Consider the following 15,884-nt stretch of genomic DNA (forward strand, 5'->3'; position numbering starts at 1 on the left):
GCGGCCGCCACGCCGTCGCTGCACTGTCGTGGGGGCACGGCGGATCGCGGCATCCGTTGTGGACTGCATGCAGAGCTCTGCATGCGACCGGGTCTAGCGTGGAGGCATGACCCTGCCCGACGACCCCGCACTCGTGCGCGTCCTGGCATCGGACGGAACCTTCGCGCCCACGCCCGAGGCGGAGCGCTACCTCCCGCTCATCGACGCGCTGACCGACGCCGACCTCGAGACCTTTTACCGCGACATGGTGGTCGTGCGCGCCTTTGACCGCCAGGCGACGAACCTGCAGCGTCAGGGCCAGCTGGCGCTGTGGCCCCCTTCGTTCGGCCAGGAGGCGGCGCAGGTCGGCTCGGTGCGGGCGACGCGTCCGCAGGACCACGTCTTCCCGAGCTACCGCGAGCATGTCGTGGCGACGACCCGCGGCGTCGACCCGATCGACATCATCCGCGTCATGCGCGGCCTCAGCCACGGCGGATGGGATCCGACCGATCCGCGCAACGGCAACACGCACATCTACACGCTCGTCCTCGGCTCGCAGACCCTCCACGCGACGGGGTTCGGCATGGGGCTCGTCTTCGACGGACGCTCCGGAACCGGTGACCCCGAGCGCGATGAGGCCGTCATCGTCTACTACGGCGATGGTGCGTCGAGTCAGGGCGACGTCCACGAGGCGATGGTCTTCGCGAACACCTACCGCACGCCCGAGGTCTTCTTCCTGCAGAACAACCAGTGGGCCATCTCGGTCCCCGTCGCCACCCAGGCCCGTGCGCCGCTCTATCAGCGCGGCGCCGGCTACGGCATGCCCTCGACCCTGGTCGACGGCAACGACGTGCTCGCCAGCTACGCCGTCTCCAAGCTCGCGCTCGACGACGCACGCTCCGGCTCGGGCCCCCAGGCCATCGAGGCGACGACGTATCGGATGGGCGCGCACACGACGAGTGACGACCCCACGAAGTACCGGACCTCCGACGAGGAGGAGTCGTGGGCGCGGCGCGATCCGATCGCGCGCATGCGCGCCTACCTCGAGGGCCGCGGCGCCGCGGCATCCTTCTTCGACGGCGTGGATGCCGAGGCTCAGGACTATGCCGATGACGTGCGCACCCGCACGAACGCCCTCGGCGGGATCGACGTCGACCTGATGTTCGCGCACGTCTACGGCGACGCGCATCCGCTCGTCGAAGAGCAGCAGCGCTGGCTCGCGGCCTACGAGGCCTCGTTCGAGGGGGGTGCGTGATGGTCGATCCTTCGACAGGCTCAGGAACCGTGACGACAGGCTCAGGAACCGCGACGACAGGCTCAGGAACCGTGACGACAGGCTCAGGAACGGTGACGTCCCTGCCGCTCGCCAAGGCGCTGAATGCCGGTCTCCGCGCCGCGATGGCGGCCGACGACCACGTCGTGCTCATGGGTGAGGACATCGGCAAGCTCGGCGGCGTCTTCCGGGTGACGGAGGGGCTGCAGGCCGAGTTCGGCGACCGCCGCGTGCTCGACACGCCGCTGGCCGAGTCGGGCATCGTCGGCACCGCGATCGGGCTCGCGATGGCGGGCTTCCGCCCGGTCGTGGAGATCCAGTTCGACGGGTTCGTCTTCCCCGCGTTCGACCAGATCACCTCGCAGCTCGCGAAGATCACGAACCGCCACGAGGGTGCCGTCACGATGCCCGTCGTCATCCGCATCCCCTACGGCGGCCACATCGGCGCGGTCGAGCACCACCAGGAGAGCCCCGAGGCCTACTTCGCGCACACCCCCGGCCTGCGCGTCGTGAGCCCGTCGACGCCGAACGATGCGTACTGGATGATCCAGGATGCCATCGCCTCGCCCGACCCCGTGATCTTCCTGGAGCCGAAGGCGAAGTACTGGATGAAGGGCGAGGTCGACACGGCAGAGCGCTCGATGCCGCTGCACGCCTCACGCGTCGTGCGCCGGGGGACCGATGTCACCCTGGTCGGCCACGGCGCGATGGTCACGACGCTCCTGCAGGCCGCGGCGCTCGCCGAGAGCGAGGGCACGAGCTGCGAGGTCGTCGATGTGCGCTCGCTCTCGCCGATCGACTACGGCCCGATCCTCGACTCGGTGCGCCGCACCGGGCGGATGGTCTACGCGCAGGAGGCCCCCGGCAACCTGTCGGTGGGGTCGGAGATCGCTGCGACCGTCATGGAGCGGGCGTTCTTCGCCCTCGAGGCGCCGGTGCTGCGCGTGTCGGGATTCGACGTGCCGTTCCCGCCCGCGAAGCTCGAGGGCACGTACCTCCCCGACGCCGACCGCCTCCTCGAAGCCGTCGACCGCGCCCTCGCCTACTGACCCCCGCCCCCCCCTCCCACCCCCCCCCCCGCCCCCCCCCCCCCCCCCCCCCCCCCCCCCGCCCCCACCCCCAGCCCCACCCCACGCACCTCCCCGCCCGCCGCCATGACCGCGAGACACCGCCCACGCACCGAGACCCCGGCTGTGCACCGGTGTCTCGGCGCACAGAAGGTGTCTCGCGGAGAGAGAAGAGAGCACGCATGAGCACGCAGACCTTCCACCTGCCCGATGTCGGAGAAGGATTGACCGAGGCGGAGATCGTCCAGTGGCGCGTCGCGCCGGGCGATGCCGTGGCCGTCAACGACGTGCTCGTCGAGATCGAGACCGCGAAGTCGCTCGTCGAGCTGCCGTCGCCGTTCGCCGGAACGGTCGGGGAACTCCTTGCGGCCGAGGGCGACACGGTGACGGTGGGGGCGCCCGTCATCACGATCGCCGGCGCCACCGAAGCGCAGGATGCCTCCGCCGGCCTGTCTGCTCACGGCGAGCCCGCCGCTGCGCCCGAGCCCGACCCCGCCGGCGCCGTCCTCGTCGGCTACGGCACCGGAGCGGGCGCGACCTCGCGCCGCAAGCGCCCGGCCGAGCGCACCGAGACCGTCCGCGCGTCGGTCGGGGTCGTCGCCAAGCCGCCCGTCCGCAAGCTGGCGCGCGACCTCGGCGTCACGCTCGCCGACGTGGCCCCCTCCGGCCCCGCCGGCGAGGTCACCCGCGAGGACGTCGTCCGCCAGGCCGAGCAGGCGAGTGTCTTCCGCAACATCGCGACCCCCGAGGCGCCCACCGTGCGCGAGCACACGATCCCCGTCGCGCACGTCGCACCGCCCGCCCCGGCGCTCTCTCCGGGCCGGGAGGAGGCCATCCCCGTCAAGGGCGTGCGCAAGGCCACGGCATCCGGCATGGTGCGCTCCGCGTACACCGCGCCGCACGTGTCGGTCTGGACCGACGTCGACGCCACGCGCACCATGGAGCTCGTCAAACGGCTCAAGGCCTCGCCGGACTTCGCCGACATCAAGGTGTCCCCGCTGCTGATCATGGCGCGCGCTGTCATCTGGGCCGTCCGCCGCACGCCGCTGATCGGCGCCGCGTGGATCGACAAGGAGGACGGCTCCGCGGAGATCCGCGTGCGCAATTACGTCAACCTCGGCATCGCCGCGGCGACGCCGCGCGGGCTCCTCGTCCCCAACATCAAGGACGCGCAGGATCTCAATATGCGCGAGCTCGCCCGCGCGCTCGAAAAGCTCACCCTGACGGCCCGCGACGGCAAGACCTCGCCCGCCGACCAGCAGGGCGGCACGGTCACGATCACCAACATCGGCGTGTTCGGGATGGATGCCGGTACGCCGATCATCAACCCCGGCGAATCGGGCATCGTGGCCATGGGCACGATCCGTCAGAAGCCGTGGGTCGTCGACGGCGAGGTGCGCCCTCGCTTCGTCACGACGGTGTCGGGCTCGTTCGACCACCGCGTCATCGACGGCGACGGCATGAGCCGGTTCATCGCCGACGTGGCATCCATCCTCGAAGAGCCTGCGCTGCTGCTCGACTGACCCCGCCCCTGCGCCCGGGCGCGCGGGGCCGCGCGCCGCTCAGGCGAGCAGGTGCTCGAGCAGGATCTGCGTGCCGATGCCGATGAGGACGAGCCCGCCGACGATCTCGGCGGGACGGCGGAACCGTGTGCCGATGCGGAAGCCGACGAACACGGCGACGAAGGACAGGGCGAAGGTCACGAGGCCGATCGCGCCCACGGCGATCCAGACATTCACGTCGAGGAACGCGAACGAGACGCCGACCGCGAGGGCGTCGATGCTCGTCGCGATCGAGAGGAGCAGCACTTCGCGCGCGGAGAAGGCCTCGGTGTCGTGGACGTGGTCCGGATGCTCCGGGTCGGCGGGCGCGTCGGGCGTGACCGCCTCCCAGATCATCTTGCCGCCCACCAGGACGAGCAGGCCGAACGAGATCCAGTGGTCGAACGGGGCGATCGCCTCGGCGAAGGTGGAGCCCAGCAGCCACCCGAGAAGCGGCATGATCGCCTGCGCGAGACCGAAGGCGGTAGCGAAGACGAGCGCCGTGCGCAGCACATGGGCGCGCAGCTGCAGGCCTTTGCCGAGCGCGACGGCGAACGCGTCGGCCGAGACGCCGAGCGCGAGGAGGAACAGGGTCCAGGGGGACATGACGGCTCCCGGAGCGAGAAGGATGCGGAGATGGGACGCCGACACGGGCCGTGGGGCCACGGTGCGCAGGCGGGCCGCGCGGCGCCGTCGAACGCGCGAGCAGTGTCCAGCCTGGAGGGTGGCATCCCCGCGGTTCAAGCGGAATGCCCCGATTGTCAGGATTTCGGGTACCCCTGATTTTGATAACGATTATCACTAGTCGTACGCTGGGGGAATGAAGCGTCCCGTCGTTCTCCTCGCCGCGCTCACCGCGGCATCCGCCCTCGCCCTCACCGGCTGCTCCGGCGCCTCCGACTCCCCCGCCTCGCCCGCTGCATCGGGCTCCGACGGCGGCACGATCGCCGTCGTCGCCTCGACGAACGTCTACGGTGCGATCGCGAAGACCGTCGGAGGCGACCGCGTCGAGGTCACCTCGCTGATCGCCGACGAGAGCAAAGACCCGCACGAGTTCGAGGCCACCGCCGCCGATCAGCTCGACATCCAGGATGCTCGACTCCTCATCGAGAACGGCGGCGGCTACGACCCGTTCATGGCCTCGCTGAAGGATGCCGCGGGATCCGACGCGCCACTGATCAGCGCCGTCACGTTCTCACCCGAGTGGAAGGGCTCCGACCCGTCGGAGGCCGTCGAGGGCTTCAACGAGCACGTCTTCTACGACCCGCAGACCATCGCCGCCGTCGCCGACGAGATCGCCGCGCAGCTCGGCACGATCGACCCCGCGGACGCGAGCACCTTCACGGAGAATGCAGACGCGTTCCGCAAGGACATCGATGCGAAGGTCACGCCGATCCTCGACGAGGTCGCCACGGCCCACAGCGGCGAGGAGATCTTCGTCACCGAGCCCGTCCCGCTCTACCTCGCTGAGGCCGCGGGCCTGAAGAACGCCACTCCGGATGCCTTCAGCGAGGCGGTAGAGGAGGGCCAGGATGTCCCGCCGGCGACGCTCCTGGAGGCCCTCACCCTCATCGGCAGCGGCTCGGTGAAGATCGTCTTCGTCAACGCCCAGGCTGCCGGCGCCGAGACGACGCAGGTCGAGACCAAGGCGGGCGAGGGGAACGTGCCGGTCATCAAGGCGTCCGAACTTCTCCCGGACGGCGATACCTACGTATCGTGGATGACCGACATGGCTACACAGATCAAGACCGCGTTGGGTTCGTGAGTCCGACGCCTCCACTCTCCCCGACCGGAGCGCCTCCACTGCGCATCATGGCCGCCGCGCTCTCGCGTGGCGGCCATGAGCTGTGGCGTGGTCTCGACCTCGAGGTCCAGCCCGGCGAGCTGATCGCCGTGCTCGGCCCGAGCGGCACCGGCAAGACGACGCTCCTGCGCGCCGTCCTCGGCCTCGAGCGGCTCACCGCCGGGACGATCGAGACGTTCGGCGCTCCCGTCCACCGCGCCGGCAATCGACGGATCGGATACATCCCGCAGCAGCGACCCCTCCCGCGCCACACCGCGATGCGCGGGCGCGACCTCGTGCGCCTCGGCGTCGACGGGCACCGCTTCGGCCTGCCCGTCGCCCGTCGCGCCGATCGGGAGCGCGTGCAGCAGCTGATCGACGCCGTGGGCGCGCGCTCGTTCGCCGACCGGCCGGTCGGGCTCCTCTCCGGAGGAGAGCAGCAGCGCCTGCGCGTCGGACAGGCGCTCGCCGACGATCCGGGCCTCCTGCTGTGCGATGAGCCCCTCACGAGCCTCGACCTCGCCAACCAGCGCGACGTGATCGAGCTCATCGACCGCTACCGGGTGCGCAGCGGCGCGGGCGTGCTGCTCGTGACGCACGACATCAACCCCGTCCTCGAGAAGGTCGATCGCATCCTCTACCTCACCGGCGGCCGCTTCACGCTCGGCCGCCCGGACGAGGTGCTGACCTCGAAGACGCTGACCGAGCTCTACGACACCCCCGTCCACGTGGCCCGGGTCGGTGGGCGACTCGTCGTCGTGGGCGCGCCCGACTCGGATGCGGAGCACCACCACCACGGCGAGGACGTCGCCCCGCCCCCGGTGACCGCGACGGTCGGTGTCCGCCGTTCCGGAAAGGACGACCCGCGGTGAACTGGGACAGCGTGGGCGACGCCCTCTTCGGCGGGGTGTCGCGCTACGGAGACATCCTCGCCCTCGTGCAGAACTCCGTCTGGGCGGGGGCCGTCCTCGGCATCGTGGGCGGCCTCATCGGCGTCTTCGTGATGCAGCGCGACATGGCGTTCGCGGTGCACGGCATCAGCGAGCTCTCCTTCGCGGGCGCCGCGGCCGCACTCCTGCTGGGCTTCGACGTGGTCACCGGCTCGATCGTCGGCTCGCTCGTCGCGGCCGGGCTCATCGGATGGCTCGGCGCGCGCGCGCGGGATCGCAATTCGATCATCGGCGTGCTGATGCCGTTCGGCCTCGGCCTCGGCATCCTCTGCATCTCGCTCTACAGCGGCCGCAGCGCCAACCGATTCAGCCTGCTCACGGGGCAGATCGTGTCGGTGCAGAGCGATCAGCTCACGGTCCTGATCGTGCTCGGGGCCCTCGTGCTCGTCGCGCTGCTGCTCATCTGGCGGCCCCTGACGTTCGACTCGCTCGATCCGCAGTCCGCCGCCGCGCGGGGCGTCCCGACCACCGCGATCTCCTTCGTGTTCATGCTGCTGCTCGGCGTGGTCGTCGCCGTCGCGGTGCACATCATCGGCGCCCTGCTGGTGCTGTCGCTGCTCGTGACCCCCGCCGCCGCCGCGATGCGGGTCTCGAACGGCCCGGTCGCGGTGCCGCTTCTGGCCGCGGGCTTCGGCGTCACGGCCGCCGTCGGCGGCATCCTCCTCGCCATCGCCGGGACGCTCCCGGTGAGCCCCTACATCACGACCCTGTCGTTCCTCATCTACCTGGTCTGCCGGGCGATCGACGGGGTGCGCCGGCGGGGCAGCGTGGAGGCCTGACCGTACCCAGCCCGCTCCAAGACCGCGTGAGTAGACTCGCGCTCATGGTCCAGCGGAACACGTGGCAGCGCGATCGGGTGCGCGAGGCACTCGGCGACGCCGGCGGCTTCGTCAGCGCGCAGGATCTGCACCGCGTCCTCCGCGACGAGAACACCGGCATCGGCCTCGCGACCGTGTACCGCGCGCTCGCGACCCTCGCCACCAGCGGCGAGGCCGACCAGCTGCAGAGCCCCGACGGCGAGGCGATCTACCGCGCCTGCTCGACGGCTGGCCACCACCATCACCTGATCTGCCGCTCGTGCGGCAAGGCGGTGGAGATCGAGGCCGACGAGGTCGAGTCGTGGGCGCAGCGCACCGCATCCGCCTACGGATTCACTCAGGCCGAGCACGTCGTCGACATCTTCGGCATGTGCGCGGAGTGCACCGCGCGGGGAGCCGCCGCGGCGCCGACCGCGGCCGACGCAGCATCCGCCCCCGACCCCGATGCGCGTGTCTGAGCGGACCGCGACGCGGCCGAGCTACGAACCCCGCACGCAACGGCTCGATCGTGACCCGAGGCTCGCGCGCGTCGGCCTCGTCCTCCTCGGGGTCCTCGTCGTCGCGGGGCTCGTCGCGCTGGCGATCGGCTCGCCCGGACCGGCCCTGCCCACGCGCCTTCAGGACGGCCTGACCCTCTCCATCAGCGTCCTCATCGAGTCGATGCCGTTCGTCGTGCTCGGCGTGCTCCTCTCGATCGTCGTGCAGGTGTGGGTCCCGCCGGGCGTCATCGAGCGCTGGATGCCGCGACGCGCCTGGGCGCGCCGCATGGTCCTCTCGCTGCTCGGCATGCTCGTGCCGGTCTGCGAGTGCGGCAACGTCCCGTTCGCGCGCGGCCTGATGATGCGCGGCTTCACCGTGCCCGAGACGCTCACCTTCCTCATCGCCGCACCGATCGTGAACCCGATCGTCATCATCACGACGCATCAGGCGTTCGGGTTCGACGACGGCATCCTCATCGCGCGGCTGCTCGGCGGTTTCGCCGTCGCGAACCTCATCGGCTGGCTGTACAGCCGGCATCCCGATCCGGACGGCCTCATCACAGAGCGCTTCGCGGCCTCGTGCGAGTTCGCGCAAGACCTCGACGGGGCGCAGGCCCGCGACCGCGGTCGCCGCAGCCTCGCCCAGTTCGTCGTCGAGCTGAGGGCGGTGCTGCCGGCCCTGATCATCGGCTCGGCGCTCGCCGGCGCGGTGCAGGTGCTCGTGCCGCGCGACGCGCTGCTGGCGATCGGATCGAACCCGGCGCTGTCGATCATCGCGATGATCATCCTCGCGATGATCGTGTCGATCTGCTCGAACGTCGACTCGTTCTTCGCACTGTCGTTCGCCTCGACGTTCACCCCGGGCTCGATCGTCGCATTCCTCCTTGTCGGACCCCTCGTCGACGTCAAGATGCTGGCGCTCCTGCGCACGACCTTCCGCACCAAGGTGCTCGGCGGTCTCGTCGTGATCGTCGTCCTGTTCGCCATCGCCGTCGGATCGGTGGTGAACCTCTTTGCGTGACGCATTCGCCGGCTGGGGTGCGCGCCTGCTCGGCGTCGGGCTCGCGGCCGGGCTGTCCGCCGTGACGATCGGGCTGTGGCTGACCGACCGGCTCGGCCTGTACATCAACCCCTCCTCCACGTGGTTCGCGGTGTCGATGGCGTTCGTCGCCCTCGCCGGCTGCGCGGTGAGCTTCGCCCTCCCGCGGGGTGCGGAGGCCGATCACGGCCACGACCACGGCCCATCGCCCTCGCGTAGACGGCACGCCGGCGACGGCCACTCCGGCGACCACGACGTCCACCCCGGCCGGGGGCACGATCACCACGACCACGATCACCACGGCGGCCACGACCACGCGCCCGCGGGGCGTTGGGCGACCGTGGCCGCCGTCACCGGCGGCATCCTCGCCACGGGCGTCGTCGCCGCCATCGTCCTCACCCCACCGGCCACCCTCTCGGCGCAGCTCGCGATGCAGCGCGACACCGGCACGCCGCCCCTCTTCCAGGGGGCCGACACGATCGCGCTCGCCGCCACCGGCGACACCGCCTCGTTCGGCGTGGGCGAGTGGGCGAGCGTGTTCGCGACGGCGACAAACCCCGAGTCCTTCGACGGCAGTCAGGTGACGCTGACCGGCTTCGTGACCCCGGGCGACGACGGGTTCTCCCTCACCCGCCTCGTCATCACGCACTGCGTCATCGACGCGCAGCCCGCGAGCCTGCGGATCGCCGCCGACGCGGGCTACGACACCGGGCAGTGGGTGACCGTGACCGGCATGATCCGCGACGACGACGGACGCCTCGCGGTGCATGCGTCATCGGTCGAGAAGATCGACGAGCCCAAGGACCCCTATGAGTACTGAGCCGCGGCGCGGTGCGGCGGGCGGTGCGGTGCGCGGTGACGCCCCCGGGCGTCGTCAGCAGCGACGCCGTCGGCGCTCGCGCGCGTTCCTGGGTGCGTTCGCCATCGTCGTCGCCGTCCTCGCAGTCATCGGCCTCGCGGGCGCCGCCGTCACGACAGCGCAGGGCCCGCGAGCCACACGGGTGAGCGTGGACCCGGATGCCGCGTCGCGCAACGCCGGATCGCGCGTCATCTTCACGACCACGCAGTCCCTCGCCGACGTCACCCCGGATCAGGTGACGGTGACCCCGGCGACGTCCTTCACCGTCGACACCTCCGGGCGCAGCGTCGGCGTGCGCTTCGCGCTGCCCCTGTGGGACGACACCCAGTACACCGTCACGATCACGGATGTCGTGGGCGTCGGCGGCGCGGCATCCACCACCCTCAGCGAGTCGTTCACCACCCCGAAGCTGCAGACCTACATCCTGCAGCGCGGCAATGAGGGCGCCGGCGGCGACACCGTCTTCCAGACCGACCTCGAGGGCGACGCCGCCGTTCCGGTGTTCACGGCGCCGCAGATCGAAGACTTCCGCGCCACTTCGTCGCACCTCGTGATCTCGACGATCGACGACGACGGCCACTCGCACCTGACCGTCACCGATCTCGACGGGGGAAGCCAGCGCGATCTCCCCCTCCCCGGCACGGGCAGCGTCACGAACCTCCAGAGCGCAGACCGGGGCGACCTGATCGGCTACACCTTCACCGACGCGAACATCGGCGCGGCCGGGGCGCGCGAGAACGTCCTCTACACGGCCTCCCTCGCCGATGCGCAGGCCGACACCGACCCCACCGCGATCACCCGCTCCGGGGGCGAGTCGCGCGTCGGCGACTGGCGGTTCGTGCCCGGCACCGACACCCTCCTGACCCTCACCTACGACGGCGCCCTGACGCTGGTGTCGCCGCCGACGGCATCCGGGGGAGCCTCGGCGCCGGTGGCCCTGGGCAACGCCGTCGCGATCGACGGGATCGCGCGCGGCTCGACGACGGTCATCGTGGAGCGGGTCACGGGACCGGCGGCGATCGACCTGTCCACCGCGCAGGAGGTGCCGCTGGCCGCGACCGACACGTCCCTGGGACAGGTGAACCGCGTCATCCCGATGGCGGACGGGACGACCCTGCGGGTGCTGGCGATCCTCGACGGGTTCACCGTGCGCTCGACGACGGTGCACGTCGTGGACGCCGCCGGCGCTGCCCGTCCCGTCTTCGACATCGACCCGAAGGACACGCTCATCGACACCTGCGTGTCGCCCAGCGGGCGCTACGCGGCGTTCCTCATCGCGCCCGATGCGGTGTCCAACACCTACGACGGGCACCGGCTGCCGCTGCCGAAGAAGGTGCAGACGCACGTCGTCTCCCTCGCCGACGGCACGGAGCAGGTCGCTCTGCAGGGCTTCGACATCTCGTGGTGCCAGACCCCGCCCCGGATGTGACGGGCGTGCCCGGCGCTGCCCGCGACGACGCCCCCGATCCCGGGCTCGTGCCCGCGACGCGTGCCGCGCTCACCGCGCTGCCGGTCGAGGTGGCGCCGCGGCTCCTCGGCGGCGTGCTCGAAGTGACGACGGGCGCCGCGTCGGTCGCGGTGCGCATCACCGAGACCGAGGCCTACCACGGTGCCGGGACCGGCGATGAGCCCGACCCCGGATCGCACGCCCGGATGGGTCGGACGGCCCGGAACGCCACCATGTGGGGCGAGCCCGGGCATCTGTACGTGTATCTCAGCCACGGCATCCATTCGTGCGTCAACGTCGTCTGCGGGCCGGAGGGGACCGCGGGCGGAGTGCTGCTGCGCGCCGGCGAGGTCGTCGCGGGGGAGGAGGCCGCGTTTGCGCGCCGCCGCGCCGCACGTACGAGCCGCGATCTCGCGCGGGGGCCCGGTCGGCTCGGGGATGCGGTGGGGCTGCGGCATGCCCTCCACGACGGCATCGACGCCGTGACCGGGACGCCGCGTGCGGACGCCGTCGCGCGGCTGTGGCTCCCCGCCGTCCCGCTCACGCCCATCGCGACCGGCCCGCGGGTGGGCGTCGCCGGTGCGGCCGGCACGGATGCCTTCCCCTGGCGCTTCTGGATCGCCGGCGACCCCACGGTGTCGCCCTTCCGGTGGGGGCGCGGCGCGCGCCCCGCGTGAGAGCGCGCGGACCGCTAGCGTGTACCCATGTCATTCCAGGCCTATCTCGACAACATCGAGACCCGCACCGGGCTCACTCCGCGGCAGTTCATCGACCTGGCCTCGGAGCGCGGCTTCGGCCCCGAGACGAAGGCGGCCCCGATCCTCGCGTGGCTGAAGGAGGACTACGAGCTCTCCCGCGGCTACGGGATGGCGCTCGTCCACGTCATCACCAAGGGCCCGCAGATCGACGCGCGTCACGTCGGGACGGACGGCGTCCACCGCGACGAGTCCGACACGCTGTGGCTCGACGGCAAGGACACCCGTCCGGGGACCTGAACCACGCTGGTCGCCGGTCAAGGCGACACGCCGCGCGTGCTAGACTGACTCTTTGTCTGCGCGCACTCCAGCACGCAGTTCGTATCCCACCCACCGCATCCGGCAGCAATGCCGCGCTGAGGGGTGGGGTGCAGACAAGGGATCTTGGGTGGGACCGTCCGGTCTCACGGTACTTGAAGGAGTCACCACAATGGCAGCAGTGTGCCAGGTGACCGGAGCTGTTCCCGGCTTCGGTCACAACATCTCGCACTCGCACCGTCGGACGAAGCGCCGCTTCGACCCGAACGTGCAGAAGAAGACCTATTTCGTTCCGTCGCTGGGTCGCAAGATCACGATCAACGTGTCCGCCAAGGGCATCAAGGTGATCGACGCGCGCGGCATCGAGTCGGTCGTGAAGGACATGATCGCTAGAGGGGTGAAGCTCTGATGGCCAAGAAGGCTCAGGACGTCCGTCCGATCATCAAGCTGCGTTCGACCGCCGGCACGGGGTACACCTACGTGACGCGCAAGAACCGCCGCAACAACCCCGACCGCATCGTGCTGAAGAAGTACGACCCGGTGATCCGCAAGCACGTCGAATTCCGAGAGGAGCGCTGATCTCATGGCGAAGAAGAGCAAGATCGCGCGCAACAACCAGCGCGAAGAGGTCGTCGCCCGCTACGCCGAGAAGCGTGCCGAGCTGAAGAAGACCCTCGTGGACCCGAACGCGACCGACGAGGCCCGCGAGGCCGCTCGGATCGGTCTGCAGAAGCTGCCCCGCAACGCGTCGCCCGTGCGCCTGCGTGGCCGCGACGCCATCGACGGTCGCCCGCGCGGCTACCTGTCGAAGTTCGGCATCTCGCGTGTGCGTTTCCGCGACATGGCGCACAAGGGCGAGCTGCCCGGTGTGACCAAGTCGAGCTGGTAAGACGCTCTCGGGCCCCGCGCCCGCCCGCACGAAGGCCCGTCCCCGAGAGGGGGCGGGCCTTCGTCGTGCGCGCTGCGCCCCCAGAAGCCGCGCCCGCAGGATCGGAGAACGATCGCAGAACCGGATGCCACGGGCCCACGCATCCGGTTCTGGTGCGCGTTTCCGGATCTGTTCGCCGCGGCGAGCCGACCGTCCATCACATTCGTCACATCCATCACTCCTGCACCGCGACACGCCGGTGAGAATGGTCCGAGAGGGCCGGAAATCCGCGGAAATCCGCCTGTCATGGGTATATTCGGGACCGGTCCATCCGACCAACCCGGGCGTTCGCCCGGTTCGATGTCACTGAAGGCGGCACACACGCTGCCGTCTGGAGGAAACCCCATGGCTATCACCAAGACCGAGCTCGTCGCCAGCATCGCCAGCGCCACCGGCGAGAGCCAGGCCACTGTCGGCCGCGTCGTCGACGGTCTGTTCTCGGCTGTCTCCGAGGCCGTCGCCAAGGGCGACAAGGTCACGATCCCCGGCTTCCTGTCGTTCGAGACGGTGGAGACCGCCGCTCGCACGGGTCGCAACCCGCAGACGGGCGCCGAGATCCAGATCGCGGCGGGCAAGCGCGTCAAGGTCACGGCCGGCTCGAAGCTGAAGGCCGCCGCCAAGTAATCGGACCCACGTCCGCGAAGGGGGGATGCCGCGTGGCATCCCCCCTTCGTCGTGCCCGCCCGAAGCCCGCGTAGGCTGGAGCGGTGCCCACCCGTGTGTTCCGGGTCGCAGGACCTGCGATCCTCGTCGTCGCCGCGCTTGCGGCGCTCGTCGCGGGTCTCATCTACGGCGGCGGTGCGAGCCCGCTCCTGATCGCCGATCCCGGACCGCTCGTGCGGTGGGGTCTCCCGGTCGCGACCCTCGGGGTCAACCTCTCCGCGGCCGGCATGGTCGGCACCCTCCTGCTCGCGCTGTTCGCGCTGCGCGCCCAGACGAAGCCGTTCGACACCGCGCTGGATGTGGCCTCCGTGTCGGCGGCGATCTTCACCGTCGCCAGCGCCCTCGTCGCATTCCTCACCTTCGTCAACATCTACAACGCGACACCCAGTGCGAGCGCCGAGTTCGGGCAGCAGCTGGGCCGCTTCCTCGTGGACACCGAGCCCGGGCGCGCCTGGTCGCTCACCACCCTCGCGGGGGCGACCCTCACCGTGCTGACCTTCGCCGTGCGCGGCTGGACGCCGACGCTCGTGATCGCGGCGCTGGCGGTCGCGACACTCATCCCCATGGCGACCCAGGGGCACTCCGGCGAGGAGGCGAACCACAACACCGCGGTCGTCTCCCTCGCGCTGCACATCATCGGCGCAGCGGTGTGGCTCGGCGGGCTCGTCCTCCTCGTCGTCCTCCGCCCGCAGCTGGATCGCATCGCCCTGTCGGATGTGCTCCTGCGCTACTCGTCGATCGCACTGGCCGCGTTCGTCGTCGTGGCGCTCTCGGGGGTCGCTCGCGCCATCGTCGGCGTCGTCTCGGTGGAGAACCTCTTCTCGCCGTACGGCGCCATCCTCACCGTCAAGGTCGTCGCGCTCCTGCTCATCGGCGTCCTCGGCGCCTGGTACCGACGCAGCCTGATCGGACGGATCCGCGCGGATGCCGAGACCGGCCGCCGGGCCGCGTCACGCTTCTGGGGCCTCATCACGCTCGAGCTCGCCTTCATGGGCATCGCGAGCGGCGCAGCCGTCGCCCTCTCTCGGACGCCACCGCCGGTCGACACCCGCCTGCCCGAGATCCCGAGCCCCGCCGAAGTGCTGACGGGCGCCCCGCTGCCGCCCGAGCTCACCCCGATCCGCTGGATCACCAGCTGGGATCCGGATCTGCTCTGGGCGTTCGCCATCGGCTTCGGCGTGTTCTTCTACCTCGCCGGCGTGCGGCGCCTGCACCGGCGCGGCGACCGATGGCCGATCTACCGCACCGTGCTCTGGCTCGCCGGGCTGGCGCTCCTGCTCTGGGTCACGAACGGGGGGGTCAACACCTACCAGGACTACCTGTTCAGCATGCACATGGTCGGCCACATGCTGCTGTCCATGGCGATCCCGATGCTGCTCGTCTTCGGAGCGCCGGTGACCCTGGCATCCCGCGCCATCGCCAAACGCGACGACGGCTCGCGCGGCGGCCGCGAGTGGATCCTCTGGGCGGTGCACACCCCGTTCTCGCGGGTGATCACGCATCCGCTGTTCGCGGCGGCGATGTTCATCGGATCCCTGTGGGCGTTCTACTACACGGACCTCTTCCGCTGGAGCCTGTACGACCACATCGGGCACGAGTGGATGATCGCGCACTTCCTCATCTCCGGGTATCTGTTCGTCCAGTCCCTCGTCGGGGTCGATCCCGTCCCGTACCGTCTCCCGTACCCCTTCCGCCTGCTCACCCTCATCGGCGTCATGGCGATGCACGCGTTCTTCGGCATCACGATCATGATGTCGTCGGGTCTGTTCGTCGCCGAGTGGTTCGGGTCGATGGGGCGCACGTGGGGCGAGACGCCGCTCGCCGACCAGTACACGGGCGGCGGCATCGCGTGGTCGATCGGCGAGATCCCCACCCTCGTCCTCGCGATCACCGTCGCGATCCAGTGGAGCCGCTCGGACGATCGGCTGCAGCGGCGATCGGATCGCCAGGCCGAGCGGACCGGGGACGCCGAGCTCGAGGAGTACAACGCGCGGCTGCAGGCCCTCGCCGATCGCGACACCCGCGCGCGCCGCTGATCGTCGCCG

The 15,884-nt window shown here is 70.8% G+C and carries 18 protein-coding genes; 17 read left to right on the forward strand and 1 reads right to left on the reverse strand.

Features of this window, described 5'->3' with window-relative positions:
* Positions 1–106: 106 nt before the first annotated feature.
* The 3 genes from J0P97_RS07935 (at position 107) to J0P97_RS07945 (ending at position 3,842) form a co-directional block, all read left to right on the forward strand.
* Positions 107–1,234, forward strand: a complete 1,128-nt coding sequence (locus J0P97_RS07935; protein ID WP_215487238.1) for a thiamine pyrophosphate-dependent enzyme — start codon at positions 107–109, stop codon at positions 1,232–1,234.
* Positions 1,235–1,305: 71 nt separating this feature from the next.
* The gene (locus J0P97_RS07940; protein ID WP_372449683.1) at positions 1,306–2,301 is read left to right on the forward strand and encodes an alpha-ketoacid dehydrogenase subunit beta; all 996 of its coding nucleotides are present in this window, start codon (positions 1,306–1,308) and stop codon (positions 2,299–2,301) included.
* Positions 2,302–2,501: 200 nt separating this feature from the next.
* Complete coding sequence (locus J0P97_RS07945; protein WP_215487239.1) at positions 2,502–3,842, forward strand: dihydrolipoamide acetyltransferase family protein; 1,341 nt, start codon at positions 2,502–2,504, stop codon at positions 3,840–3,842.
* Positions 3,843–3,881: 39 nt separating this feature from the next.
* Here J0P97_RS07945 and J0P97_RS07950 read toward each other — a convergent pair whose 3' ends face one another.
* Positions 3,882–4,466 carry a manganese efflux pump MntP gene (locus J0P97_RS07950; RefSeq protein ID WP_215487240.1) on the reverse strand — a complete coding sequence of 195 codons (585 nt, stop codon included), beginning with the start codon at positions 4,464–4,466 and terminating at the stop codon, positions 3,882–3,884.
* Positions 4,467–4,680: 214 nt separating this feature from the next.
* Between J0P97_RS07950 and J0P97_RS07955 the strand changes: the two genes are divergently transcribed.
* The 14 genes from J0P97_RS07955 (at position 4,681) to J0P97_RS08020 (ending at position 15,875) form a co-directional block, all read left to right on the forward strand.
* Positions 4,681–5,625, forward strand: coding sequence for a metal ABC transporter solute-binding protein, Zn/Mn family (locus J0P97_RS07955; protein WP_215487241.1), 945 nt, complete (start codon positions 4,681–4,683; stop codon positions 5,623–5,625).
* Positions 5,626–5,672: 47 nt separating this feature from the next.
* A complete protein-coding gene (locus J0P97_RS07960) occupies positions 5,673–6,515 on the forward strand; it encodes a metal ABC transporter ATP-binding protein (protein WP_215487242.1) in 843 nt (280 codons plus the stop codon).
* A complete protein-coding gene (locus J0P97_RS07965) occupies positions 6,512–7,372 on the forward strand; it encodes a metal ABC transporter permease (protein ID WP_215487243.1) in 861 nt (286 codons plus the stop codon). Before J0P97_RS07960 ends, J0P97_RS07965 begins: the two co-directional genes overlap by 4 nt.
* Before the next feature lie 44 nt (positions 7,373–7,416).
* On the forward strand, positions 7,417–7,869 hold the full coding sequence (locus J0P97_RS07970) for a Fur family transcriptional regulator (RefSeq protein ID WP_215487244.1): 453 nt from the start codon (positions 7,417–7,419) through the stop codon (positions 7,867–7,869).
* Positions 7,856–8,911: a permease gene (locus J0P97_RS07975; RefSeq protein WP_215487245.1), complete on the forward strand. Its 1,056-nt coding sequence runs from the start codon at positions 7,856–7,858 to the stop codon at positions 8,909–8,911. Before J0P97_RS07970 ends, J0P97_RS07975 begins: the two co-directional genes overlap by 14 nt.
* A complete protein-coding gene (locus tag J0P97_RS07980) occupies positions 8,904–9,749 on the forward strand; it encodes a TIGR03943 family putative permease subunit (RefSeq protein ID WP_215487246.1) in 846 nt (281 codons plus the stop codon). The genes J0P97_RS07975 and J0P97_RS07980 overlap by 8 nt, the downstream gene beginning before the upstream one ends.
* Complete coding sequence (locus J0P97_RS07985) at positions 9,739–11,217, forward strand: hypothetical protein (RefSeq protein WP_215487247.1); 1,479 nt, start codon at positions 9,739–9,741, stop codon at positions 11,215–11,217. Before J0P97_RS07980 ends, J0P97_RS07985 begins: the two co-directional genes overlap by 11 nt.
* Positions 11,214–11,912 (forward strand): DNA-3-methyladenine glycosylase, encoded by a 699-nt coding sequence (locus J0P97_RS07990; RefSeq protein ID WP_372449691.1) that lies wholly within the window; start codon positions 11,214–11,216, stop codon positions 11,910–11,912. The genes J0P97_RS07985 and J0P97_RS07990 overlap by 4 nt, the downstream gene beginning before the upstream one ends.
* Before the next feature lie 27 nt (positions 11,913–11,939).
* Positions 11,940–12,230 carry a DUF4287 domain-containing protein gene (locus tag J0P97_RS07995; RefSeq protein WP_215487248.1) on the forward strand — a complete coding sequence of 97 codons (291 nt, stop codon included), beginning with the start codon at positions 11,940–11,942 and terminating at the stop codon, positions 12,228–12,230.
* Between the two features lie 190 nt (positions 12,231–12,420).
* The gene (gene rpmB, locus J0P97_RS08000) at positions 12,421–12,657 is read left to right on the forward strand and encodes a 50S ribosomal protein L28 (RefSeq protein WP_215487249.1); all 237 of its coding nucleotides are present in this window, start codon (positions 12,421–12,423) and stop codon (positions 12,655–12,657) included.
* Positions 12,657–12,827, forward strand: coding sequence for a 50S ribosomal protein L33 (rpmG, locus tag J0P97_RS08005; RefSeq protein WP_005051772.1), 171 nt, complete (start codon positions 12,657–12,659; stop codon positions 12,825–12,827). The genes rpmB and rpmG overlap by 1 nt, the downstream gene beginning before the upstream one ends.
* Positions 12,828–12,831: 4 nt before the next feature.
* Positions 12,832–13,137 carry a 30S ribosomal protein S14 gene (rpsN, locus tag J0P97_RS08010; RefSeq protein ID WP_215487250.1) on the forward strand — a complete coding sequence of 102 codons (306 nt, stop codon included), beginning with the start codon at positions 12,832–12,834 and terminating at the stop codon, positions 13,135–13,137.
* A gap of 384 nt (positions 13,138–13,521) precedes the next feature.
* Positions 13,522–13,800, forward strand: coding sequence for an HU family DNA-binding protein (locus tag J0P97_RS08015; protein WP_215487251.1), 279 nt, complete (start codon positions 13,522–13,524; stop codon positions 13,798–13,800).
* A gap of 83 nt (positions 13,801–13,883) precedes the next feature.
* Entirely contained in the window at positions 13,884–15,875 is a 1,992-nt protein-coding gene (locus tag J0P97_RS08020; RefSeq protein WP_215487252.1) for a bifunctional copper resistance protein CopD/cytochrome c oxidase assembly protein, read from the forward strand.
* The last annotated feature ends 9 nt before the right edge of the window (positions 15,876–15,884 follow it).

It is taken from the genome of Microbacterium flavum (assembly GCF_018717645.1).
Taxonomy (GTDB): domain Bacteria; phylum Actinomycetota; class Actinomycetes; order Actinomycetales; family Microbacteriaceae; genus Microbacterium; species Microbacterium flavum.

What these genes read in the sequence shown, in the direction of transcription:
- J0P97_RS07935 (WP_215487238.1), top strand. Translation starts at nt 107, where the DNA reads ATGACCCTGCCCGACGACCCCGCACTCGTGCGCGTCCTGGCATCGGAC.
- J0P97_RS07945 (WP_215487239.1), top strand. Translation starts at nt 2,502, where the DNA reads ATGAGCACGCAGACCTTCCACCTGCCCGATGTCGGAGAAGGATTGACC.
- J0P97_RS07950 (WP_215487240.1), bottom strand. Translation starts at nt 4,466, where the DNA reads ATGTCCCCCTGGACCCTGTTCCTCCTCGCGCTCGGCGTCTCGGCCGAC.
- J0P97_RS07955 (WP_215487241.1), top strand. Translation starts at nt 4,681, where the DNA reads ATGAAGCGTCCCGTCGTTCTCCTCGCCGCGCTCACCGCGGCATCCGCC.
- J0P97_RS07960 (WP_215487242.1), top strand. Translation starts at nt 5,673, where the DNA reads ATGGCCGCCGCGCTCTCGCGTGGCGGCCATGAGCTGTGGCGTGGTCTC.
- J0P97_RS07970 (WP_215487244.1), top strand. Translation starts at nt 7,417, where the DNA reads ATGGTCCAGCGGAACACGTGGCAGCGCGATCGGGTGCGCGAGGCACTC.
- J0P97_RS07975 (WP_215487245.1), top strand. Translation starts at nt 7,856, where the DNA reads ATGCGCGTGTCTGAGCGGACCGCGACGCGGCCGAGCTACGAACCCCGC.
- J0P97_RS07985 (WP_215487247.1), top strand. Translation starts at nt 9,739, where the DNA reads ATGAGTACTGAGCCGCGGCGCGGTGCGGCGGGCGGTGCGGTGCGCGGT.
- J0P97_RS07995 (WP_215487248.1), top strand. Translation starts at nt 11,940, where the DNA reads ATGTCATTCCAGGCCTATCTCGACAACATCGAGACCCGCACCGGGCTC.
- rpmB (WP_215487249.1), top strand. Translation starts at nt 12,421, where the DNA reads ATGGCAGCAGTGTGCCAGGTGACCGGAGCTGTTCCCGGCTTCGGTCAC.
- rpmG (WP_005051772.1), top strand. Translation starts at nt 12,657, where the DNA reads ATGGCCAAGAAGGCTCAGGACGTCCGTCCGATCATCAAGCTGCGTTCG.
- rpsN (WP_215487250.1), top strand. Translation starts at nt 12,832, where the DNA reads ATGGCGAAGAAGAGCAAGATCGCGCGCAACAACCAGCGCGAAGAGGTC.
- J0P97_RS08015 (WP_215487251.1), top strand. Translation starts at nt 13,522, where the DNA reads ATGGCTATCACCAAGACCGAGCTCGTCGCCAGCATCGCCAGCGCCACC.